The organism is Bacteroidota bacterium (assembly GCA_034439655.1).
GTDB lineage: Bacteria > Bacteroidota > Bacteroidia > UKL13-3 > UKL13-3 > CANJUD01.
Map to the genome: position 1 here is coordinate 1 of JAWXAU010000160.1, position 20,551 is coordinate 20,551.

General features: G+C 37.3%; 18 protein-coding genes. 9 read left to right on the plus strand and 9 right to left on the minus strand.

Translation table 11 applies throughout. The annotated features are described in order from the left end of the window. The first annotated feature begins 222 nt into the window (after positions 1-222). Entirely contained in the window at positions 223-675 is a 453-nt protein-coding gene (locus SGJ10_11895) for a DUF1573 domain-containing protein (protein ID MDZ4758822.1), read from the plus strand. Between the two features lie 174 nt (positions 676-849). After that, positions 850-2,811, plus strand: coding sequence for a glycosyltransferase (locus SGJ10_11900; GenBank protein MDZ4758823.1), 1,962 nt, complete (start codon positions 850-852; stop codon positions 2,809-2,811). On the opposite strand, the gene smpB is transcribed toward SGJ10_11900, so the two are convergent. The 4 genes from smpB to SGJ10_11920 form a co-directional block, all read right to left on the minus strand. After that, entirely contained in the window at positions 2,808-3,245 is a 438-nt protein-coding gene (gene smpB, locus SGJ10_11905) for an SsrA-binding protein SmpB (GenBank protein MDZ4758824.1), read from the minus strand. The two genes, SGJ10_11900 and smpB, sit on opposite strands and share 4 nt — an antisense overlap. Before the next feature lie 111 nt (positions 3,246-3,356). Next, positions 3,357-4,787, minus strand: coding sequence for a pyruvate kinase (pyk, locus tag SGJ10_11910; protein MDZ4758825.1), 1,431 nt, complete (start codon positions 4,785-4,787; stop codon positions 3,357-3,359). Positions 4,788-5,280: 493 nt separating this feature from the next. After that, positions 5,281-6,321 (minus strand): ABC transporter permease, encoded by a 1,041-nt coding sequence (locus tag SGJ10_11915; GenBank protein ID MDZ4758826.1) that lies wholly within the window; start codon positions 6,319-6,321, stop codon positions 5,281-5,283. 67 nt (positions 6,322-6,388) lie between these two features. Beyond that, positions 6,389-7,666 (minus strand): cation:proton antiporter, encoded by a 1,278-nt coding sequence (locus SGJ10_11920; GenBank protein ID MDZ4758827.1) that lies wholly within the window; start codon positions 7,664-7,666, stop codon positions 6,389-6,391. A gap of 204 nt (positions 7,667-7,870) precedes the next feature. Here SGJ10_11920 and SGJ10_11925 point away from each other — a divergent pair, with 204 nt between their 5' ends. Continuing rightward, positions 7,871-9,133 carry an aminotransferase class V-fold PLP-dependent enzyme gene (locus SGJ10_11925; protein MDZ4758828.1) on the plus strand — a complete coding sequence of 421 codons (1,263 nt, stop codon included), beginning with the start codon at positions 7,871-7,873 and terminating at the stop codon, positions 9,131-9,133. A gap of 19 nt (positions 9,134-9,152) precedes the next feature. Further along, complete coding sequence (locus SGJ10_11930; protein MDZ4758829.1) at positions 9,153-9,806, plus strand: hypothetical protein; 654 nt, start codon at positions 9,153-9,155, stop codon at positions 9,804-9,806. A 1-nt stretch (position 9,807) separates the two neighbouring features. On the opposite strand, the gene SGJ10_11935 is transcribed toward SGJ10_11930, so the two are convergent. Next, positions 9,808-10,116 carry a hypothetical protein gene (locus SGJ10_11935; protein MDZ4758830.1) on the minus strand — a complete coding sequence of 103 codons (309 nt, stop codon included), beginning with the start codon at positions 10,114-10,116 and terminating at the stop codon, positions 9,808-9,810. A 54-nt stretch (positions 10,117-10,170) separates the two neighbouring features. Continuing rightward, a complete protein-coding gene (locus SGJ10_11940) occupies positions 10,171-10,503 on the minus strand; it encodes a hypothetical protein (protein MDZ4758831.1) in 333 nt (110 codons plus the stop codon). Between the two features lie 289 nt (positions 10,504-10,792). Between SGJ10_11940 and SGJ10_11945 the strand changes: the two genes are divergently transcribed. After that, positions 10,793-10,993, plus strand: coding sequence for a hypothetical protein (locus tag SGJ10_11945; GenBank protein ID MDZ4758832.1), 201 nt, complete (start codon positions 10,793-10,795; stop codon positions 10,991-10,993). A 289-nt stretch (positions 10,994-11,282) separates the two neighbouring features. On the opposite strand, the gene SGJ10_11950 is transcribed toward SGJ10_11945, so the two are convergent. Continuing rightward, positions 11,283-12,077, minus strand: a complete 795-nt coding sequence (locus tag SGJ10_11950; GenBank protein MDZ4758833.1) for an N-acetylmuramoyl-L-alanine amidase — start codon at positions 12,075-12,077, stop codon at positions 11,283-11,285. A gap of 12 nt (positions 12,078-12,089) precedes the next feature. On the opposite strand from SGJ10_11950, the gene SGJ10_11955 reads away from it, so the two are divergent. Then, positions 12,090-14,825 (plus strand): putative LPS assembly protein LptD, encoded by a 2,736-nt coding sequence (locus SGJ10_11955; protein MDZ4758834.1) that lies wholly within the window; start codon positions 12,090-12,092, stop codon positions 14,823-14,825. Between the two features lie 58 nt (positions 14,826-14,883). Here SGJ10_11955 and SGJ10_11960 read toward each other — a convergent pair whose 3' ends face one another. Both SGJ10_11960 and SGJ10_11965 read right to left on the minus strand, forming a co-directional pair. After that, a complete protein-coding gene (locus SGJ10_11960; GenBank protein MDZ4758835.1) occupies positions 14,884-15,312 on the minus strand; it encodes a hypothetical protein in 429 nt (142 codons plus the stop codon). Further along, positions 15,313-16,503 carry a molybdopterin-dependent oxidoreductase gene (locus SGJ10_11965; GenBank protein MDZ4758836.1) on the minus strand — a complete coding sequence of 397 codons (1,191 nt, stop codon included), beginning with the start codon at positions 16,501-16,503 and terminating at the stop codon, positions 15,313-15,315. It abuts the gene before it with no gap. Between the two features lie 254 nt (positions 16,504-16,757). On the opposite strand from SGJ10_11965, the gene SGJ10_11970 reads away from it, so the two are divergent. The 3 genes from SGJ10_11970 (at position 16,758) to SGJ10_11980 (ending at position 20,303) form a co-directional block, all read left to right on the plus strand. Continuing rightward, complete coding sequence (locus tag SGJ10_11970; protein ID MDZ4758837.1) at positions 16,758-17,606, plus strand: dienelactone hydrolase family protein; 849 nt, start codon at positions 16,758-16,760, stop codon at positions 17,604-17,606. 88 nt (positions 17,607-17,694) lie between these two features. Continuing rightward, a complete protein-coding gene (locus SGJ10_11975) occupies positions 17,695-17,892 on the plus strand; it encodes a hypothetical protein (GenBank protein ID MDZ4758838.1) in 198 nt (65 codons plus the stop codon). Positions 17,893-17,966: 74 nt separating this feature from the next. Further along, the gene (locus tag SGJ10_11980) at positions 17,967-20,303 is read left to right on the plus strand and encodes a 3'-5' exonuclease (GenBank protein ID MDZ4758839.1); all 2,337 of its coding nucleotides are present in this window, start codon (positions 17,967-17,969) and stop codon (positions 20,301-20,303) included. Positions 20,304-20,551 lie beyond the last annotated feature (248 nt).

Sequence of the window (20,551 nt, forward strand, 5' to 3'; positions counted from 1 at the left end):
GAAACTCAATATATAATAGTCCAAAAGAAAGGGACTAATCCCCCCGCATCCCGATAATTATCGGGATTAAGCGGGGCTTTCGGGATGTAGTTCGGCATTGCCATTCTAAAAACTTATCCGCCACAGGCGGATAACTATTATAGTTTAAGAAATGGTATTAAACTGGATTTTGGTATAATAGTTGGATTTGGGATCACACATCAAAAAATAAATATAAATAGCATGAAAAAAATAACATTCCTCTCTGCCTTTGCTTTCGCTATGATAATAGGCGTTAAAGCACAAACTCCAGCCGCAAAGGTTGTTAACCCAAATCAAGCCGAAATTCAATTTGAAGAAACCCTTCACGATTTTGGGAACATTAAAGAAGGTACCCAAGCTACCTTTGAATTCAAATTTAAAAACATAGGCAAAGAACCTTTAATAATTTCAGATGTACAAAGAGGTTGTGGTTGTACAACTCCAGTTTGGCCTAAAGAACCGATTGCCCCAGGAAAAACTGCTGTAGTTACAGCTACTTTCGATTCAAACGGTCGCCCAGGTGTATTCAATAAAATAGTTACTGTTACCTCCAATGGTAAAACATCTTCAGTGGTGCTCACTTTAAAAGGTTTTGTTGAAAATACTCCCAAACCTCAACCACCCGTTATACAGCCGACTCCTCCCAAACCATAATGCATTTTGACTGCTATATTTCTTAAGTCGGCTTTTTGAAGTCGACTTTTTTATTTAATATGGCCTAAGTTTGCAACCTTTTTACTAAAATAACGGTCATGTATATTATCTGTTCCACCCTAATTATAATATTATTGAATCAAAACTCAACTCAATCACTAGCATAACTATAAATTGAAATTATCAGTAATAATAGTTAATTACAATGTAAAGTATTTCTTGGAGCAGTGTCTTCTATCTGTGAGGCATGCATCAAAAGGGCTTGCAGTTGAAGTATTTGTGGTTGATAATAATTCTGTAGACGGGTCGGTGCAGATGGTCGCTGAAAAATTTCCTGAGTTTCATATTATAGCCAACAAAGAAAATGTTGGCTTTTCGAAAGGAAATAACCAAGCCATAAAAATTGCAAAAGGAGATTATATACTTTTACTGAATCCTGATACAGTTGTTCAGGATGATACATTTGCCAAAACTATAGAGTTTATGGATTCGCATGCTGATGCTGGTGGCTTGGGTGTGATGATGGTGGACGGGGGAGGAAAATATTTACCCGAAAGCAAACGTGGCTTGCCTTCGCCCAGTGTGGCATTATACAAAATGTTTGGATTGTCAAAATTATTCCCAAAATCGAAAGTATTCGGGGCTTACCATTTGGGGTATTTGGACCAAAATGAAACACATGAAATCGATGTACTTTCTGGTGCATTTATGATGTTGCGAAAATCGTTGTTGGATAAAATTGGTGCACTCGATGAAACCTTTTTTATGTATGGCGAAGATGTTGATTTGAGTTATCGTATTACACAAGCTGGGTACAAAAATTATTATTATCCGGGTTCTACTATTATACATTACAAAGGAGAGAGTACTAAGAAAAGTTCGGTAAACTATGTACTGGTATTTTATAAGGCGATGGCCATTTTTGCCCAGAAGCATTTTCAAAGAAACAAGGCAGGGCTGTTTGGTTTGTTGATTAATATGGCCATATACCTTCGAGCAGGATTGGCAATTGTACAAAGATTTATATATATGTTGTGGCGACCAGTTTTGGAAGGATTGCTTTGTTTTGCCTCCCTATATATATTGATACAATTTTGGGAAACACAGCGATACCCGAATGGAGGTTATTATCCCGCAGAATTTTTTAAAGTGAATGCACCTATATATAGCATATTGTGGGTATTGGGTATATATTTGAATGGAGGTTACAGAAGCAATGCAGGCCTGCTGAGCCTGGGCAGAGGTATTATAACTGGTACTTTAGCAGTGGCTGTATTTTATGCATTTGCACCGCTGGAAATTAGGTTTAGTCGTGCATTAATTTTATTGGGAGGTGTGGGAGCATTTACGATATGTATTATAGAAAGATTAGTAATCAATGGCCTTATATATAAAAGTTTGATACCCCGATGGGGCAAAGAAAAAAATGCGTTAATAGTTGGTGATTTGGATGAAGCCATCCGTGTTAAAAATTTATTGGAAAAACTGGCAGCACCTGTAAAAACTTTAGGCATCGTGACACCCGAAAAAGCTGCAAAAGATGATGACCGTATAATAGGCTATATGGCCCAGTTGCCCCAACTAATAGAAGTATTTAGTATTAGCGAAGTTATATTTTGCTCGAAGGATATTAAAGCCAAAGATATTATAACTTTTATGGGTAATAGTAATGCCCGGCATGTAGATTATAAGATAGTGCCCGAAGAAAGTTTGTTTGTGATTGGTAGCAATTCCAAAAATTCACGCGGAGATTTTTATACCATCGAAATACATTTAGAATTATCGCAGCAAGGTAATAAAAGGCTGAAGAGAGCGTTTGATATTTTGATAGCTATCATAGCAATTATTGTATCACCTCTAGCCATTATACTTCAAGGTTTCAAATTTCATATTCTGCAATATGCATGGCAGGTATTTATCAATAAAAGGACTTGGGTGGGCTATGCTGGTGTAGGTAAAGCCGACGGACTGCCCTCATTGAAACCGGGTGTATTTTCACCTGCCGATGTGGTAGGAGCGTTGCCCGAAAATGGGAAAACTTTTGAGAAGATAAATTTATTATATGCCAAGAATTACTCGGTGGACAAAGACCTTGGTATTATAGTACAAATGATATTTAAGAAGAAGAAGTCCTAAGCCAATTCTCGGTCTGTATTTCGCTTTATATCTTTTTGTTTGAGGTCGTCTCTTTTATCATAGGTTTTTTTGCCGCGGGCTAGGGCTATTTCAATTTTAGCATAACCAGTTTCCGAGAAGAATATTTCAATGGGAACAATGGTTAATCCTTTTTCTTTTGTTTTGTTTAATAGTTTTTTGAGTTCAGGTTTTTTTAATAATAAAACCCTTTCACGCATGGGTTCATGGTTATTGTAACTGCCTTGTTTATATACACCAATATGCAAATTTCTCAATATCAAATTGCCTTTAAAAAAAGTACAAAATGCATCACCCATATTTACATTTCCTGCACGAACAGATTTAACTTCAGTGCCCGTTAAAGCAATGCCCGCCTTGTAACGGTCAATAAATTCATATTCGAATTTTGCTTTTTTATTTATAATGCTGGGCACAGGGTTATTTTATATTTTATATTTTTATTTCGGTCTGAATAGTCTTCGATATACGCCGTGGCGGATAGACTGACAGTTGACATCCTGTCTGCCGCGGCTGATATCAAAGGATTATACCATACTTACTTTTATAGCATTGGTACGTTGTTTTTCATGTATGGGCATACTGGCAGTATGGATCACGATATCACCGTGTGATACAAATCCTTTTACCTTGAGTATCTCAATAAGGTCGCTAAAAGTTTGATCGGTGCTTTCGTATTTATTATAATATAAACCACGCACACCCCACACCAAACTAAGTGTATTGAGCAAAGGTATATTACTGGTAAAAATAAATATATTTGCTTTGGGTCTAAAGCTTGATATTTTATATCCTGTATAACCCGAATAAGTCATGCCAACAATGGCTTTTGCACCTAAATGGTCACTCATGCGGCATGCGGTAAAACATATTTCGTCGCTCAAGAAAAGTGGTGAATCGGATGTAGGTTTTTTGCCTTTAAAATACACTTCATTTTCTTTTTCTACCTGTGCAATAATTTCACTCATTTTCTGTACTGCTTCAAATGGGTATGCTCCTACAGAGGTCTCTGCACTTAGCATTACTGCGTCTGCTCCATCAAAAACAGAGTTGGCAATATCATTTACTTCGGCTCGTGTGGGCGTAGGATTCTTTATCATACTCTCCATCATTTGCGTTGCAACTATTACAGGTTTACCAGCCAAAATACAACTCTTTATAATATGTTTTTGTATAACAGGCACCTCTTCCATTTTCATCTCCACACCCAAGTCGCCACGAGCTACCATAACGCCATCGGTTACTTGTAATATCTCATCGAAGTTTTGAACACCTTCTGGTTTTTCTATCTTGGCAATCACACGGGTGGTCTTGCCTTTACTTTCTATAATCTGTTTTAATTCTATAATATCGGATGCTTTGCGAACGAAGGAAAGCCCTATCCATTCCACATTATGTTGCAATCCAAAATCGAGATCTGCCAAATCTTTTTCGGTGAGGCAGGGCAAAGACGTATTGGTTTGTGGCAGGTTAAATCCTTTTTTGGAAGTAAGCAGCCCACCATATATAATTTTCGTTTCTATATTATTTAGGCCATCAGTCGAAAGTACTTGAAGGTGTATTTTGCCATCGTCGAGTAGTATATGTTCTCCTATTTTCACCTCGGCTGGAAGATTGGTATGGTTTACATATATTTTTTGTGGTGTGCCTATAATGGGTTGATTGGTAACAGTAAGGGTGGAGCCTTCTATGAGATACACGCCATCGGGGCCCATATCGCCCACACGGAGTTTAGGGCCTTGCAAGTCGAGCAATATACATATATTATTATGCGTGGCATGGTTGAAATCCCGCACATTTTGTATCACTTGTCGGTGGTCTTCGTAGCTACCGTGAGAGAAGTTGAGACGGCATACATTGGCTCCTGATTCTATAAGTTTGGTGAGGTTTTCGTAACTACTGGTTGCTGGGCCTATCGTGGCTACTATTTTGGTACGATTGAAATTGATATTGGACATAATGATATAGTGCTGCAAATATAATACCTAAGGATGAAGTATAAAGTAGTTAGTATAAAGATGAAAGCCCGAAGTTGGAAGTTTGAAGTTTGATGTTGGTTCGCCGCGGCGAAGGAAGTGGGAAGTTTGAAGTAGGAAGTTTGAAGCAGGAAGTTTGAAGCAGGAAGTAGGTTCGCCGCGGCGAAGGAAGTTTGAAGTGAGAGTAGTAGATTTCAAACTTCTGGCTTCAGACTTCTAGCTTTTTATAAGGTTGGAATATATAAAACTTCTGGCTTCAGACTTCTAGCTTTTTATAAGGTTGGAATATATAAAACTTCTGACTTCGGACTTCTAGCTTTTTATAAGGTTGGAATATATAAAACTTCTGACTTCTGGCTTCAGACTTCTAGCTTTTTATAAGGTTGGAATATATAAAACTTCTGACTTCGGACTTCTAGCTTTTTATAAGGTTGGAATCTATAAAACTTCTAGCTTCGGTCTTCCTACTTCTAGCTTACCTCAATCTCGGGTCTAATCTGGCATATAACAAATCGACCAACAAATTTATAAGCACAAATAAAAACGCTACTGTTACTACTGCACCCATCACCACAGGCAAATCGTTTTTTTCCAAAGCATCCACAGTTACCATTCCCAGTCCACGATAGTTGAATACAAATTCTACAAAAAAGGCTCCCGCCATTAAGCTTGCAAACCATCCAGAAACTGCAGTTAAAACAGGGTTAAGGGCATTACGCAAAGCATGGTAAACCAATACACGGTATTCGCTCAAGCCCTTGGCACGGGCGGTTCGTACATAATCCATGCCCATGGCATCGAGCATACTATTACGTGTTAATTGTGTAATAACTGATAGCGGACGAATGCCCAAAGTAATAGCAGGTAATATCAAATTTGCCCATACAATATGGCGTCCTGTTTCAAAATCAAAATCATATAGACTTCCGGTCATGCTAAGGCCAGTATAGCTCGACCATAAGTATCCAAACAACCAAGCAATAAGCACTGCCGCAAAAAAAGAAGGGATAGAAACACCCAAATTTGTGATAGTGAGTAATAATTTATCGACCCAAGTATTTTGTTTAAGTGCACATATAATACCCAAATATATACCACCGAAAATAGCCAATAACATGGCCGCCGATGCTAGAATAGCTGTGCATTTGATTGCGGGTTCCAATATTTCTCCTACTGGTTTTTTGCTCACAAACGAGCGACGTAGATACGGCCACTTGAATACAACAGCACTTTTTCCTACACTGATTATTTTTGCCCAATTGTATTTTTCTGTATTTGTTTTATCATCTGTATGAAATGAAATTGGACTGAGGTCATTTATGTAAGTAACGAGTCTTTCTGAAAAGGGTTGGTTAAGTCCAAATTCTATTTCCAAAGCTTGTTGACTTGCCTTATCACTTCGTTGTCCAAGAGCGTCCATGGCTGCTCCGCCTGCTGTGGCATTGAACAAGGTAAATACGAGTATCACAACTCCCAACATCACAAAAAGACTATATGCAATTTTTTTTAGCAACATTATATAGTTTATTTTGGTTTATATATAATATACTTTCGGCATGCTTACAATATTATATATAATACTATTAAAAGGTATCTTTCAAATCGGGGAATCGCGGTTCGGAATTTTTCACAATTCCTTTACAAAAAATCTGCATCATAGGTCCAGCAAGTAAACTGGTAACTATTGCCATGATTATGAGTGCTACAAATATAGTTTCATTAATAAGTTTAGCCTCGAAAGCCAAATTTGCTAAAATAATTTCCATGGCTCCACGGGCGTTCATCCCAAATCCCACAGCTAAGGATTCTTTTATATTGAGTCCGCCTATATAGGATCCTAAAGTTGCTCCCAATAATTTGGTGGTAATTGCAGCAATTAAAATTAATGCAGTTATATGCCAATCGAAATGGGCAATAAAATCGAGACGCAAACCTATAGAAACAAAAAACAACGGGGCGAAAATATTTGTCACAAATTGATATATAATATTTCGTGCATCGTAAGTGAGGTGTTTGCTATCGCCAAATGCAATACCGAAAATAAATGCTCCGAACACCGCATGTATTCCTATATATTCTGTAAAGGCCGCACCCAAAAAACAGAGTCCGAATGCCATACTTAAAACACCGCCTGGCCAAGAAAATTTTTTCTGAAACCAAGGGAGTGATTTATCAATCAGCCATTTTGCACCAGTCAAAATAACGATAGCATAAGCAAAAGTGAGTGCTATTGTTTGCCATAAAGCAAAAGTGGCTTCCTTATGCGTTTGTATTAAACTGAGTACAATACTAAAAATAAGCCAGCCCATCAAATCATCTATCATGGCAGCGGCTATTACAATGCTGCCGATATGGGTTTTATATAACCCCAAGTCGAGCAAGGTGCGGGCTATTACGGGCAACGCTGTAATACTTAATGCAGTTCCCAAAAACAAGGCGAATACTTTTTTATTAGCTTGTTCAATATGGAAGTAATCAGTGAAAAAATATCCCAATAATATACCTACCGCCATGGGCATTAGGAAGCCTCCCATACTGGCAAGGAGTGCACGCTTCCCGTTTTTTCGCAATATATGCAATTCCACTTCCATGCCCGCCACAAACAGAAGCATAATTACCGAAAGCGAAGTGATACCATTAAGTGCAAGTGGCACATTTCCAACACTGGGGAATAAGTGATCGCCCCATACAGGTTTGAAATGCCCCAGAATTGTTTTGCCTAAAATAATCCCTGTAATAATTTCACCTACTACCAAGGGGAATTTAAACTTCCGTGCAAATTCCCCCACAAAACGTGATAAAATAAGCATTACCCCTAACGACGTAATAAGGGTAACGATATCACTGTGGCTCAGTTTCATGGTGCAGGGTCAAATTTTTTTTTCTGAAGTATTATATATATATATTACAACTGAACTTTCTGCCGCAGCGGACTATTTTTCAAGTAAAAAAGTATCTGTTGCATTTCTGCAACAATATTAATTGAATAAGTCCAATGAAAACGATGGAAGTTATTTGCAATTTATTCACTTACTTCGCCCCCCTAACCCAATACCAAAATCAACATGCAAAATCGTAGAGACTTTATCCGCAAAACTGCTATGGGCACATTAGCTATAGCATTTGCTAACAATATGGATGCCGCTGTTTCCATGCCTTCGCCTCAGTTATTAGATAGTGACGAAGAAAAGTTTTGGAAACTTATACGTAACCAATTTCCTTTGAGCAAAGAAAAAATTTATTTGAATAATGGAACGATGGGTCCTTCTCCTTACCCCGTTATTAATGCGGTGCATGAAGCCATGCGTGATAATGATATACAAGGAAATTACGGAGGCTGGGAAAAAACTGCCGATAAAATTGCAGGATTTGTGGGTGCTCTCCCCGATGAAATTGCACTCACACATAATGTAACAGATGGCATTAATATAGTGGCCTGGGGAGTTCCACTAAAAAAAGGCGATGAAGTAATTTTGACAACACATGAGCATGTAGGCAATGCTACGCCTTGGCTTAACAGAGCCAAACTTGATGGTATTGTTATAAAAGTATTTACGCCTGCCAAAACCGCTGCCGAAACTTTGCAACGTATTAATGATGTCCTTACCAAAAAAACAAAAGTGATTGCAGTGCCGCATATTCCTTGTACCATCGGACAAATTTTACCGATTAAGGAAATTTGCAAATTAGCCAAAGATAAAAATATATTTTCCTGTATTGATGGTGCTCATGGACCCGGAATGTTGAAACTAGACTTGCATGATATGGGTTGCGATTTTTATACAACTTGTACGCACAAATGGTTACTCGGTCCCAAGGGAACTGGATTTTTATATGTGAGAAAAGATATGCTCGATACTTTGCAAACTTTGTTTGTTGGTGGGGGCAGCGATACAGGTTGGGATATGTTGAAGACGCCGCCAACCTACAGTCCTTATGCTGCAACGGCACATCGTTATTATTATGGAACACAGAATGTGGCATTATATAGAGGCGTGGATGCAGCAATCGATTTTATGAATTATATAGGAATGGACCGCGTAGAAAAACGCAGTAGAGGGTTGGCCACACAATTGCAAAACAAATTATTGGCTATAGGTGATAAAATAGAAATGCTGACGCCCACCGAAGATGCTAGCCGTGGAGCAGTTGTTGGCTTTAGAATTAAAGGTGTCGTATACACAGATTTTTATAACCTTGCTGCCAAAAATGATATACGCATTCGCAGCGTAGCCGAGAATGGATTGAACTCACTCCGCGTTTCTACACATATATATAATAATATGGATGAGGTAGATAAATTGGTGGAGTTGGTTAAAGGGGTATAGTGTTTTTTCATACCTAAATATGAAGAAACTATATATTCTTTTTGCTTTAATACTTTTTATATTTGAGAAATCTCATGGGCAACGAAGGCAATTTGGTCAAATTGATAGGCTTGATTCTATTGTAAATAACTTTACTGTAAAACTAAATAACAATGGTGTTTCTAAAATAATTTATACAAAACATTATTGTGAAAGTATGATACCTCATAAGTGTGGTAATGTTATCTATATTTTTTGGAAAAATGCGGCAGAAAGTTACATTAAAAAATTTGATGGTTGCATTCAATATGCTGAATTCAAAATTACAAATAGTAATTTCTTTGATTTTTATGAAAAGTTTAAAGACACAATAAAAGATGAAGAAGTTCATCCATTTCAAACGGAAGTAAAAGAGAACCATAAAATTACAAGCAATCGTGATAGTGGGAGTGCTATAATATTCCCAGCAACTATTTCGATATATCATTATTGCGGCAGAGAGATTATTATATATGATCAGAATGATACTATTGAAAAATATTTCAATTATTTTGAACTTGAATACAAAAGCGGTGAGGATATTAATATAAACTATAATGCAAATAATAAGCTGAAATTGGTTCAATGGGACAAACGCACCAACGAATTAATAGAACAACTTGAAGCAGAGAAAAAATTTGTTAGCGTAAAATAATCTACCTCACAAATAACTCCGCAATAGTCTGCATCATATTAGAAAAAAAGTTTGCGTTTTCATTGATGATAAACATAAAGGGCGTGCCACGCAAACCAAAGAATGGACTTAAAGTAAAGGATAATTGCAATCCTATAATTGCAAACATCAGTGACCACGATTTTAAAAATATCATTCCTTTTGTAGCATACTTTTTATCAGGATTTTCTAGATCGAGATTATGCGTAATTTTTTTCATTTCTCGGTAGAAAAGATATATTCCTGTTAAGCCCGCAACTACAAAAATTAATATATTAATAAATTGTAACAATGCATAACTATAGCCCGCAATAAGGAAGAAGAAACTTAAGGGAGCAAATACTGCCTATACCAAAGCTATATAAGTATTGCATAATACAATGAACGAAAGTAACTGGTTGAAATGTTGCTTCGCCCCAAAGAATAACATAAAGAAAAACAAAGTTGGGAAACATATAAAGGAGGTGAAATAAAAAAGCAAAGGCAATTTGACAGCAGAAGAAAAAGTCTGTTCAATACCTTGCGATGCCCCGATTAAAAATCCAAAGACGGCAAACATGGCTATGCTTAATGAAAGCAACCTGGTAATTTCTTTGCCTGATGATACTTTGTAAAGCATCCTCGAAATAGTTTCTTCCTTGTTTCTAAGCAAGGGTGTGATTAAATTAATTGTACTCATTTTTATTTTAGTTTTTAAAAGGACTTTGTAACGCAAAGTAAAAATGATTGGTTACAATCAAAATATATATTTGCCTTTATAATCCAATAACTAATACCGACACTCAATATATAATAGTCCAAAAGAAAGGGACTAAATGTATTGTAGTTCGGCATTATCATTCTACAAACCTAAAATAGTCCAAAGACTATTTTAGGTTAAGAATTGGTATAACCTTCTAAAAACTAAGTCCGCCACAGTCGGAGAACTATTTTAGTTTATGAATAGGTATAATAATTACTTATGCTTTATGTTTACATCAATAAGAATAGACGGGCAAAATTTTGTGGTAATGCCTGAACAAGGCTTTTCACCAGAAGTTACTGGAAGTAGGCCTTTGACTGAAAAGGAGAGAAAACTGATCGTGGCAGAAATGGATTCAGACGAATCAGAGGGTATAACTACCAAAGAGCTAAAACTTAAAGTGAGGGAATGGGCGAGATTGCTGTAAAATGGAAGCCTAGTGCAGGTAAGGATATTGAAAGAATTCTTCAATATATTGCAATAGAAAGACAAAACCCTGCCACAGGCATTAAGTATATTAGTGGTTTAATTAGATTCTATGAAGAACTCAATAAATTTGGCATATCAATTAGAAACTCTAGATAAAAAGATTTTCAAAATTACAAAAGTGTAGCTTATAAAAGTACTTATATAGTGTTCTTTAAAGTTTCAAATAATGGTGTTTAACTTTACCGAATCATCAGTGGTAAATCTCTGAAGAACTAACAGTAAAGTCCCTACTTCCTCCCCTCCACCATGTTCTTATATCCTATAAACGCCCTGAAAATTCCCATGGCGGTACTGTCTTGTCCGCTGCATGAAGTGAGGTATTTGCGTTCTATGTGGTTGCTGAGGTAACCTGTTTCCACCAATACACTGGGCATCGAAGTTTTCCAAAGTACCAGAAAGCCTGCTTGTTTCACGCCACGGCTGTAGCGGTTCAGCTTTTTAAAATTTTGTTCTACTTGAGCGGCCATATCCAAACTTCGTTTGAGAAATTGGTTTTGGTAAAGGCTGAATATAATATGTCCCTCAGCACTGCTGGGGTCGAAGCCATCGTAATTGCTTTTATAATCATTCTCTAAAAGGATGGAAGCATTTTCGCGTTTGGCTACCGATAAGTTGCCCGCAGTTTTGTGCAATCCCATAGCATAAGTCTCGGTTCCGTAGGCACTCGGACTGGTACTTGCATTTACATGGACAGATAAAAAGAAATCGGCATTATTTTTATTGGCAATTTCTGCACGCTCATGCAGCTCAACAAAGCTGTCGGATTGTCTTATATAAATTACCTTGATGTTTTTAAAACTGTCGCTAATTAATTTGCCTAACTTATTGCTGATGGAAAGCGTAATATCTTTTTCGTTGGCCCCGCCGTACATACAACCATGGTCGTAACCCCCGTGCCCCGCATCAATTACCAACACTTTTATTTCCGTTCCAGGCTTGCGAGCAGGCACTTTAAAAGCAGCCCAAGCAAATCCAATAAAAAGAATGAGGGCAGCATGGGCAAGGTATTTGTATTTTTGCAAAATCATTTTCTATTGTCCAAGTTCAATTTATATACCACTAATTTGCAAAAGGGATTAAAATCTATTTTTTTTACTTTCCGCAAAACTATGCCCAATAAAGGTTTTGGACATTTAGTGTTTTTCACCAAATATGTTTTGTTGTGCATTACTTGTATATTATTCTGTTCACTTGGCAGCATGGCTCAAAGCAAAAAAGACAGTATTGCGAAGAAAGACACCACTATTCGCATCAATATAGAGACTAAGACGGATACGTTGATTGGCACTGACACGCTCAATAATACTGATACTTTAGGCTTGCCTCAAAGCAAAGACGCAGTTAAATCTGAAGTAAATTATAGCTTCGACGATTCCAGTTACTTTGATGCAGAGCATAAAGAATTTCATCTGTGGGGCAAGGCACATGTGGATTATGAAAAAGTAAAATTGGATGCAGGTTATATACGAATAAATTTCGGGACAAATACCGTTACAGCGGAACCGAGTAAAGATAGTTTGGGGAATTCCTATAATAGACCGGTTTTTAACGATGGTGACCGAGACTATGTTTGCGATAAAATGAGTTATAATATGGTAACCAAAAAGGGGAAAATTTATGGATTGGTTACCTCCGAAGGTGATGGATTGATACATGGCGACCAAGTAAAAAAAGATTCGGCCGATAATTTATATGTAAAAAATGCTCGTTACTCAACTTGTACCGATACTTTGCATCCACACTTTTATATTATGGCCAAAGAGTTGATGATAATTCCCGGCAAGCAAATAGTAAGTGGTCCCGCACAATTGGTAGTGGCCGATGTGCCTACACCTGTTGTATTGCCATTTGGTTTTTTCCCAATAAAGAAAGGACAAAGACGTGGAATTTTGCCACCCAGTTTTGCCAACAGTAGGGCACAAGGTTATTATATAAAAGGTTTAGGTTATTATATACCTATTAACGACTATGTAGATTTGGCTGTGCGGGGAGATATATACTTTAATGGAAGTTGGCAAGGTACTTTGGCTCAGCAGTACAAACGCAACTATCGGTATGCTGGAGGTTATACTTTAGCTTATGGAAACTTGGTTTTTGGTGATAAAAAAGCTGATGATTATAGTCGTATTCGCAATTTTAATTTTACGTGGCGTCATACGATTGATCCTAAAAGAATTCCAGGATATACATTTAATTTGGATATTAATTTATCTTCATCAAACTATTATCAAACTTCTACTGCATTTAATTATACCGATATCACCAAAAATATAATTCGCTCGTCGGTTAACTTAACAAAAAACGACCGAAAGAATAGATATAGTTTGACCACGGCATTAAATCATGACCAAAATTTGCAAACCCATGATATCAATTTTACGCTACCCGAAATAAATTTTACCTATAATAGTTTTGCTCCATTTGTAAAGAAAAACAGGGTGGGTCTTCCCAAGTTTTATGAGAATATCCGTATTGGTTATACGCTGAATTTTAAAAACCAAATAAGTACCAAAGATACCATACTTATTCAGAATCCAGATACCATTCCGTACTTGCTCAAAAATGGGATGGTACACAGAATCCCGCTCAATTTGCCCACCTTTAAAATATTGAAATATTTGAATATAGCACCCACTGCCGATTATCAAGAATTTTGGTATTTTAAAACAGTGAACAAAACTTGGAATACGGCCAAGCAAAAATTGGATACTTTTTATAACAATGGTTTCGAACGCGGATATACTTATGGCGGGCAAGTATCAATTAATACTGCTATATATGGTATTATGAATGTGAACCGTTTTGGGTTGGTGGGCTTGAGCCATGTAATACGTCCATCCGTCACCTTTGGATATAGGCCCGATTTTTCGGCTACCAAATTTGGGTTTTATAAATATAATAGGCCCGATTCTATTGGACTGTATCCGCAAAAGTATTCTATATTCGAACAAGGTATATATGGTGGCCCAGGGGCAGGAGAACAAGGATTTATGAATGTAAATATTTCAAATAATATAGAAGCAAAGTATAAACATAAAACTGATACAGGAATTGAAGTTAAGAAAACAACATTGATAGAAAATCTCACCATCGATGGTTCTTATAATTTTCTGGCAGATTCCTTCAAAATGTCAAACGTGAGTGTTAGCGGTTCTACCCGATTATTCAAGCGGTGGGCGGTTACTTTTGGTAGCTCCCTCGATCCGTATAAATATAGTATTACCCAACGTGTAAATGAGTATGATATAGATGTAAAAAAACTTAGGTTTGGGACAATCACCAATGCGAGGTTTGCTCTATCCGCGAGCATTACTGCCGATGATTTTAAGTCCAAACCCAAGAAATCTAAGAATGACTCCACCCTAAATAAAGATTCTGGTGCAGAGCAACAATATATAACTGCCAACCCCGATATTTTTGTAGATTATAATATACCTTGGAACTTGAACTTATCATATACATTTAATTATAATAATAATCCACTTGCAATAGGTGAGCAGCAAACAAAAATACAACCTACTTTAATGCTTAGCGGTGATATAAAACTCACCCCGAAATGGAAAGTAGGATTTAGCACCGGTTATGATTTTAGTTTGAAACAAATTACATTTACCAATATCAATATATACCGCGACCTCCATTGCTGGGATATGGGCTTCGATTGGGTTCCTACAGGAGTTTATAGACGCTATATGTTCACCATCAAAGCAAAGTCGGCATTGCTGCAAGATTTGAAATTGAATAAGAGGAGAGAGTGGTTTGATAGGTAGGAGAAAGGAGTAAGGAATAAGGAATAAGGGCTCCGCCGCGGCGGACGGCGTCAGCTCCTTACTCCTTATCCCTAGTTCCTTTAACATCAACTAAATATTTCACTATAATACTCACCGACGCATCGGGAATCGGAGCACCGAAATTCTTCACCATTTTATCTACTATTTTCTTCCAAGTTTTCTCAGGAAAGTTAGGTTGCATTTCTATATATTTTGAAGAGTGACAAGTGAGACAATATCTTTGAAATGCTTTCATGCCCACAGCTTGCGGTATATATGGCTCAATGGCCGATAATTCTTTGGCGGGTTCTTCTATTTTTGGGTTTTCTATCATAGGTTTTTTGCCCTCGCCGCACGATGAACTATATATACTAAATATACTTACAAATAAAATTATGTATTGATGTTTTAGCCACTCTATTCGCCGCGGCGAATCCCTGAGAGGAGACTTACTAGTACTATATTTTTTAAATTGTGTTAATGACATTTACTCCACTGTAATAGTTAAAGTTTCTATTTCGTTTCGCATATAACCACTGCGGTTCCACTGATGTGCTGGTTGTGTTTCTCCTAGGCTGTTCGTGGCTTTCACACGTATTATATATTTGCCGGCTGCATTTGGTTTCCAATTATATTTCCATCTTCGCCATGCATATTTTCCCAGCTCTGTATTTAGATTTGTGGCATGCCAAGTTTTGCCATTGTCCATAGATATTTCTACCTTGCTAATTCCATCACCCCCATCAAAAGCCAATCCTTCCAATTCGCAATTTTCATTTGCTTTTATTATAGTGTTTGGTTCTGGATTTACAAATATAGAACGCACATCCATTTTGCTAATCGGTACCAAATCTTTGGCAAGGTTATCATGTTTTTCGTCTCCATTTTTTACACCTTTGGGCACAAGATAAGCCTTCTGCATCCAATATCCTTTAAACGTATCATTATATACTTTTATTTCATTTAGCATGCCTACCCAGTAAGTTGCATACCATCCGGGAACCACTAGTTTCAGCGGATAACCATTTAATAAAGGCAAAGGTTTATCATTCATTTCATAAGCCACCATCACCTCGCCATCTATGGCATGGTCAAATTTTAATGACTTCACAAAATCAGGAACAGATTCTAAGGGTGGTTCATCCAGTCCATTAAATGATACTTCAATCGCACCATTTTTTACACCTGCCATATATAATATATCTTTTAGTTTCACACCCGTCCATTTTGCATTTCCCATCGCACCATTTTTCCATTGTCCGCCTGGCACTTGTGGGTCGAAATGGCTACGGGCATTGCCAGCACAGGCCGCAAGAGCTATAATAGTATAAGTTTTAAATTTTGTTTTTAAATCGTGCAGGGATAATGATATACTATGATTCACATGTCCCCCAACTTTTAATCTGAACTCATTTGTATCCACACGCGATGGCATATTTGCTAAATGCCAACGTACAAAGAATACATTATTGGGTGTATAATCGTATTTAAAATACCACAAAGGAGTTTCCAAATTTGCTGGCCTGTCCGTCAACAGTATCATATCATCTTTGCCAGGTGCTTTCACCATGATGTCCTTCTGCTCAGTCTTTGTTTCAGTTTCTTCCTTTGTAGCATTACTATTGCAAGCTATCATACATAGCAGAAATATTATATAATGTATAGAGAGAATTTTCATCGGAAACTTGATGCAATTAAAGTAATGTGTATTGTATATGCAAGTATTTTTTTATTTTGGGCGTGCCGCCGAAGCGGCGTCGGGCTTTACGCTACAAGTTCTCGTGCCGCAAAACCTGCACTGCGGTCTGTCGGCGGCAGGTTCGCTGCTATCCCTCACTCGGCTTTGTATATAACCGTCATGCCGAGTGCTCCGATTACTTGCAAACAAAGAAATAATTCCCTAATATTGTTCACTCAATTATATATACACTCATGAAATCAATAAAATATCTACTGTTAATAACCACCGCATCACTATTGTTTTTTGTAAGCTGCAAAAATGATAAACCAAAGGAAATCCCAGAAAAAGAAGTAGTGGTGGTGAAATCAAACTTGCTAGAAGAGAACGTTTCCTATATTGCTGACACTACTGCACTCAATGGGTTTGTAGTATATGATGAAACTATTAAAACCAAAATGCCAGTAGTATTGGTGGTGCATGAGTGGTGGGGCTTGAACGATTATGCCAAAAGCAGGGCAAGGCAATTGGCCCAATTAGGTTATTTAGCCATTGCTGTCGATTTATATGGAAACAATCAAACAGCCGATAATCCAGAAGGTGCTTCACTTTTATCGGGACCGATATATGATAATCCCAAAATGGCCAAGAAACGGTTTGATGCCGCCATTGCCAAGATTAAAACATATAGTGTTGCCGACACCACGCAGATGGCGGCAATAGGTTATTGTTTTGGAGGTGCCATGGTATTAAATTTTGCACGTTTGGGAGAAAAGGAATTAAAAGGTATTGTTAGCTTTCATGGCAATCTGAAAGGAGTTCCCATTAGTAAAAATATACTTCATAATAAAATACTCGTTTGCAATGGCGAAGCAGATAAATTTGTGAGTCCCGAAGAAATTTCTACTTTCAAAAGACAAATGGATTCGATAAAAGCAAATTATACTTTCAAATCATATCCCAATGCTACACATGCCTTTAGCAATCCTGCATCAAGTAGTGTGGGCAAGCAATTTAATATACCCATCGAATACAATGCACAAGCCGATTCAAATTCGTGGAATGATATGAAAGCGTTTTTCGGAACGATATTTAAAAAATAGCCGTCAGCTAAAGCAGACGGAAATAAGCTGAAGCAGACGGAAATTCAACAAAACCAATTGAAATATAAAAGCAAGTTAGAATAAATGAATGAAAAACGCAATTATCATTATCATACTTCTTATTTCCCAAGCTTCCTTTGCACAAAAAAATGTACAACTCTCCCATTCGTTTCAATTTGTTACAGCTACCGATAGTGTTACTATAGCACGGGCTGCCCTAAAGAAAATTCCGTTACAAAAATTGCCCGATTTGCGGCTTACCAATCACCAGTTCGTATTTAACTGAAATCTTTATAACCTTGTTGAAAACTTGGCTACAAGAGGGCATAAGGCAGGTGTAATTTTGTGGTGTATTATAGTATGGATTATTTAAAAGACTTAAACCCCGAACAGCTTGCCGCAGTTGAGTGTACCGAAGGTGCAGTGATGATAGTGGCAGGTGCGGGTTCTGGCAAAACACGGGTGCTCACTTATCGTATTGCCAATATTATGCAAAAGGGCGTTGACCCGTTCAATATTTTGTCCCTCACGTTTACCAATAAAGCAGCACGTGAAATGCGTGAACGTATAGAGGGTGTGGTAGGCCCCGAGGCACGTAATCTTTGGATGGGAACTTTTCACTCTGTATTTGCCAAACTGTTACGTTATGAAGCACATCGTTTGGGTTACCCCAGCAACTTCACGATTTATGATACCGATGATAGCAAAAGCCTCATCAAATCTATATTGAAAGAAATGCAATTGGATGATAAAGTATATAAACCTTCCATGGTTTTGTCACGTATTTCTTCAGCCAAAAATAATTTAATATCGCCCGATGGCTATGCAGCAGATGCAGAAATAAAAGACAATGATGTGAGTGCCCAACGACCATTGATGGGTGAAATATATATGCGTTACCAAAGTCGCTGTTTTAAAAGTGGGGCTATGGATTTTGATGATTTATTATTCAATACGAACAAAATTCTAAAACAATTTCCGGATGCATTATCTAAGTATCAGCACAAATTTAAATATATATTGGTGGATGAGTACCAGGACACAAATTATTCGCAATATGTTATAGTAAGACGGCTTGCTGCCATGCATGAAAATATATGTGTGGTGGGCGATGATGCCCAGAGTATCTATGCTTTCCGTGGTGCTACTATCGAAAATATATTAAACTTTAAAAAGGATTATAAGGAGGCAAAAATATTTAAACTGGAGCAAAATTATCGCAGTACACAAACCATTGTACAAGCATCGGGCGGTGTGATAAAAAATAATAAAGACCAACTTAAAAAAGAAGTTTGGACAGATAATGCAATGGGCGATAAGATTAAAATTATTCGTGCCATTAGCGATAATGAAGAAGCCAAACTTGTGGCAGAGGGTGTGTTTGAGCACAAAATGCAAAACCGTTCTTATAATAAAGATTTCGCAGTATTATATAGAACCAATTCGCAAAGTCGTGCACTAGAGGAAGCTTTCAGAAGAGCGAATATTGGCTATAAGATTGTAGGCGGTATGAGTTTCTACCAACGCAAGGAAATAAAAGATTTACTAGCATATTATAGACTTACCGTAAACCCCAATGATGAAGAGGCATTGAAGCGAATTATTAATTATCCAGCTCGCGGCATTGGCGATACCACACTCACGCATATTATAACAATTGCCGATGCAAAAAATATATCTTTATGGGAAGTATTACAAAGTGCAGAACAACATGCCGACCTGAAAAGTGCTTATAAAAAACTCACCGATTTTAGATCCTTAATACAAAGTTTTATTATCGAAAATAGAAAAAATAATGCGTATGATACTGCCATGTATGTTGCCAAGCATAGTGGTATACTCAAACATTTGTATGATGATAAGACTGTGGAGGGAATGGCACGCCACGAAAATATAGAGGAATTATTAAGTGGCATTAAAGAATTTGTGGAAGAAGATGAAGTATCATTATATGATAATGAACCCATGCCTCGCACCTTGGAATTTTACTTGCAAAATATTGCATTGCTTACCGATAATCAAAGTGATAGCACCGATACGGACGTGGTGCAAATGATGACCATACATTCATCCAAGGGGTTGGAGTTCGATAATTTATTTGTAGTAGGTTTAGAAGAGAATTTATTTCCTTCGCAAATGAGTTTGGGCAGTCGTGCAGAATTGGAAGAGGAACGCAGATTGTTTTATGTAGCCATTACGCGTGCCCGCAAAAAATTAACCTTAAGTTTTGCGACCACACGTTTTCGTTTTGGTAGTTTGCTCAATTGCGAACCTAGTCGTTTTTTAAATGAAATAGACCCGTCACTTGTGGAAATGGCAATAACGATGCAGCCTAATTTTAAAACAGGTTTTGGAGGCTTCGATGATTTTGAAAATAAGGGAGCTTTCTTTGGACAAAAATCGCAGCCCAAACAATTTTCTCAAAAAGAAGTGGGTGCATTCAAAGGTAAACCGCCCGTTAATAATCCTATTGGAAAAATAATTCCGAAACATCCCACACCTCCCGCTATAAAAGATTTTATTCCAGAAGATACTTCCAAACTAGAAGCGGGTATGACTGTGCAACATATGCGTTTTGGAACAGGAAAGGTAATAGAACTTGATGGCAAAGGTGATGAAAGAAAAGCTACGATTGAGTTTGATCAATTCGGGTCGAAGAAGATTATATTGAAATTCGCAAAATTAAGAATTTTGTAGGAATAAGGGGGTAAGGAATAAGGAGTAAGGCCATGCGGCTGATTTTTCGAACATCAATTATAAAAGTCTACTATTGAAATTTCGCGTCAGTCACTTATCCCTTCTTACCATGCAAATTTGTTCTTTAAATCCAAAATCCTGTAGGTTTTATACCAATTCTTAACCTAAAATAGTTCTCCGCCTGTGGCGGATTTGGTTTGTAGAATGGTAATGCCGAACTACATCCCGAAAGCATTCGGGATTAGTCC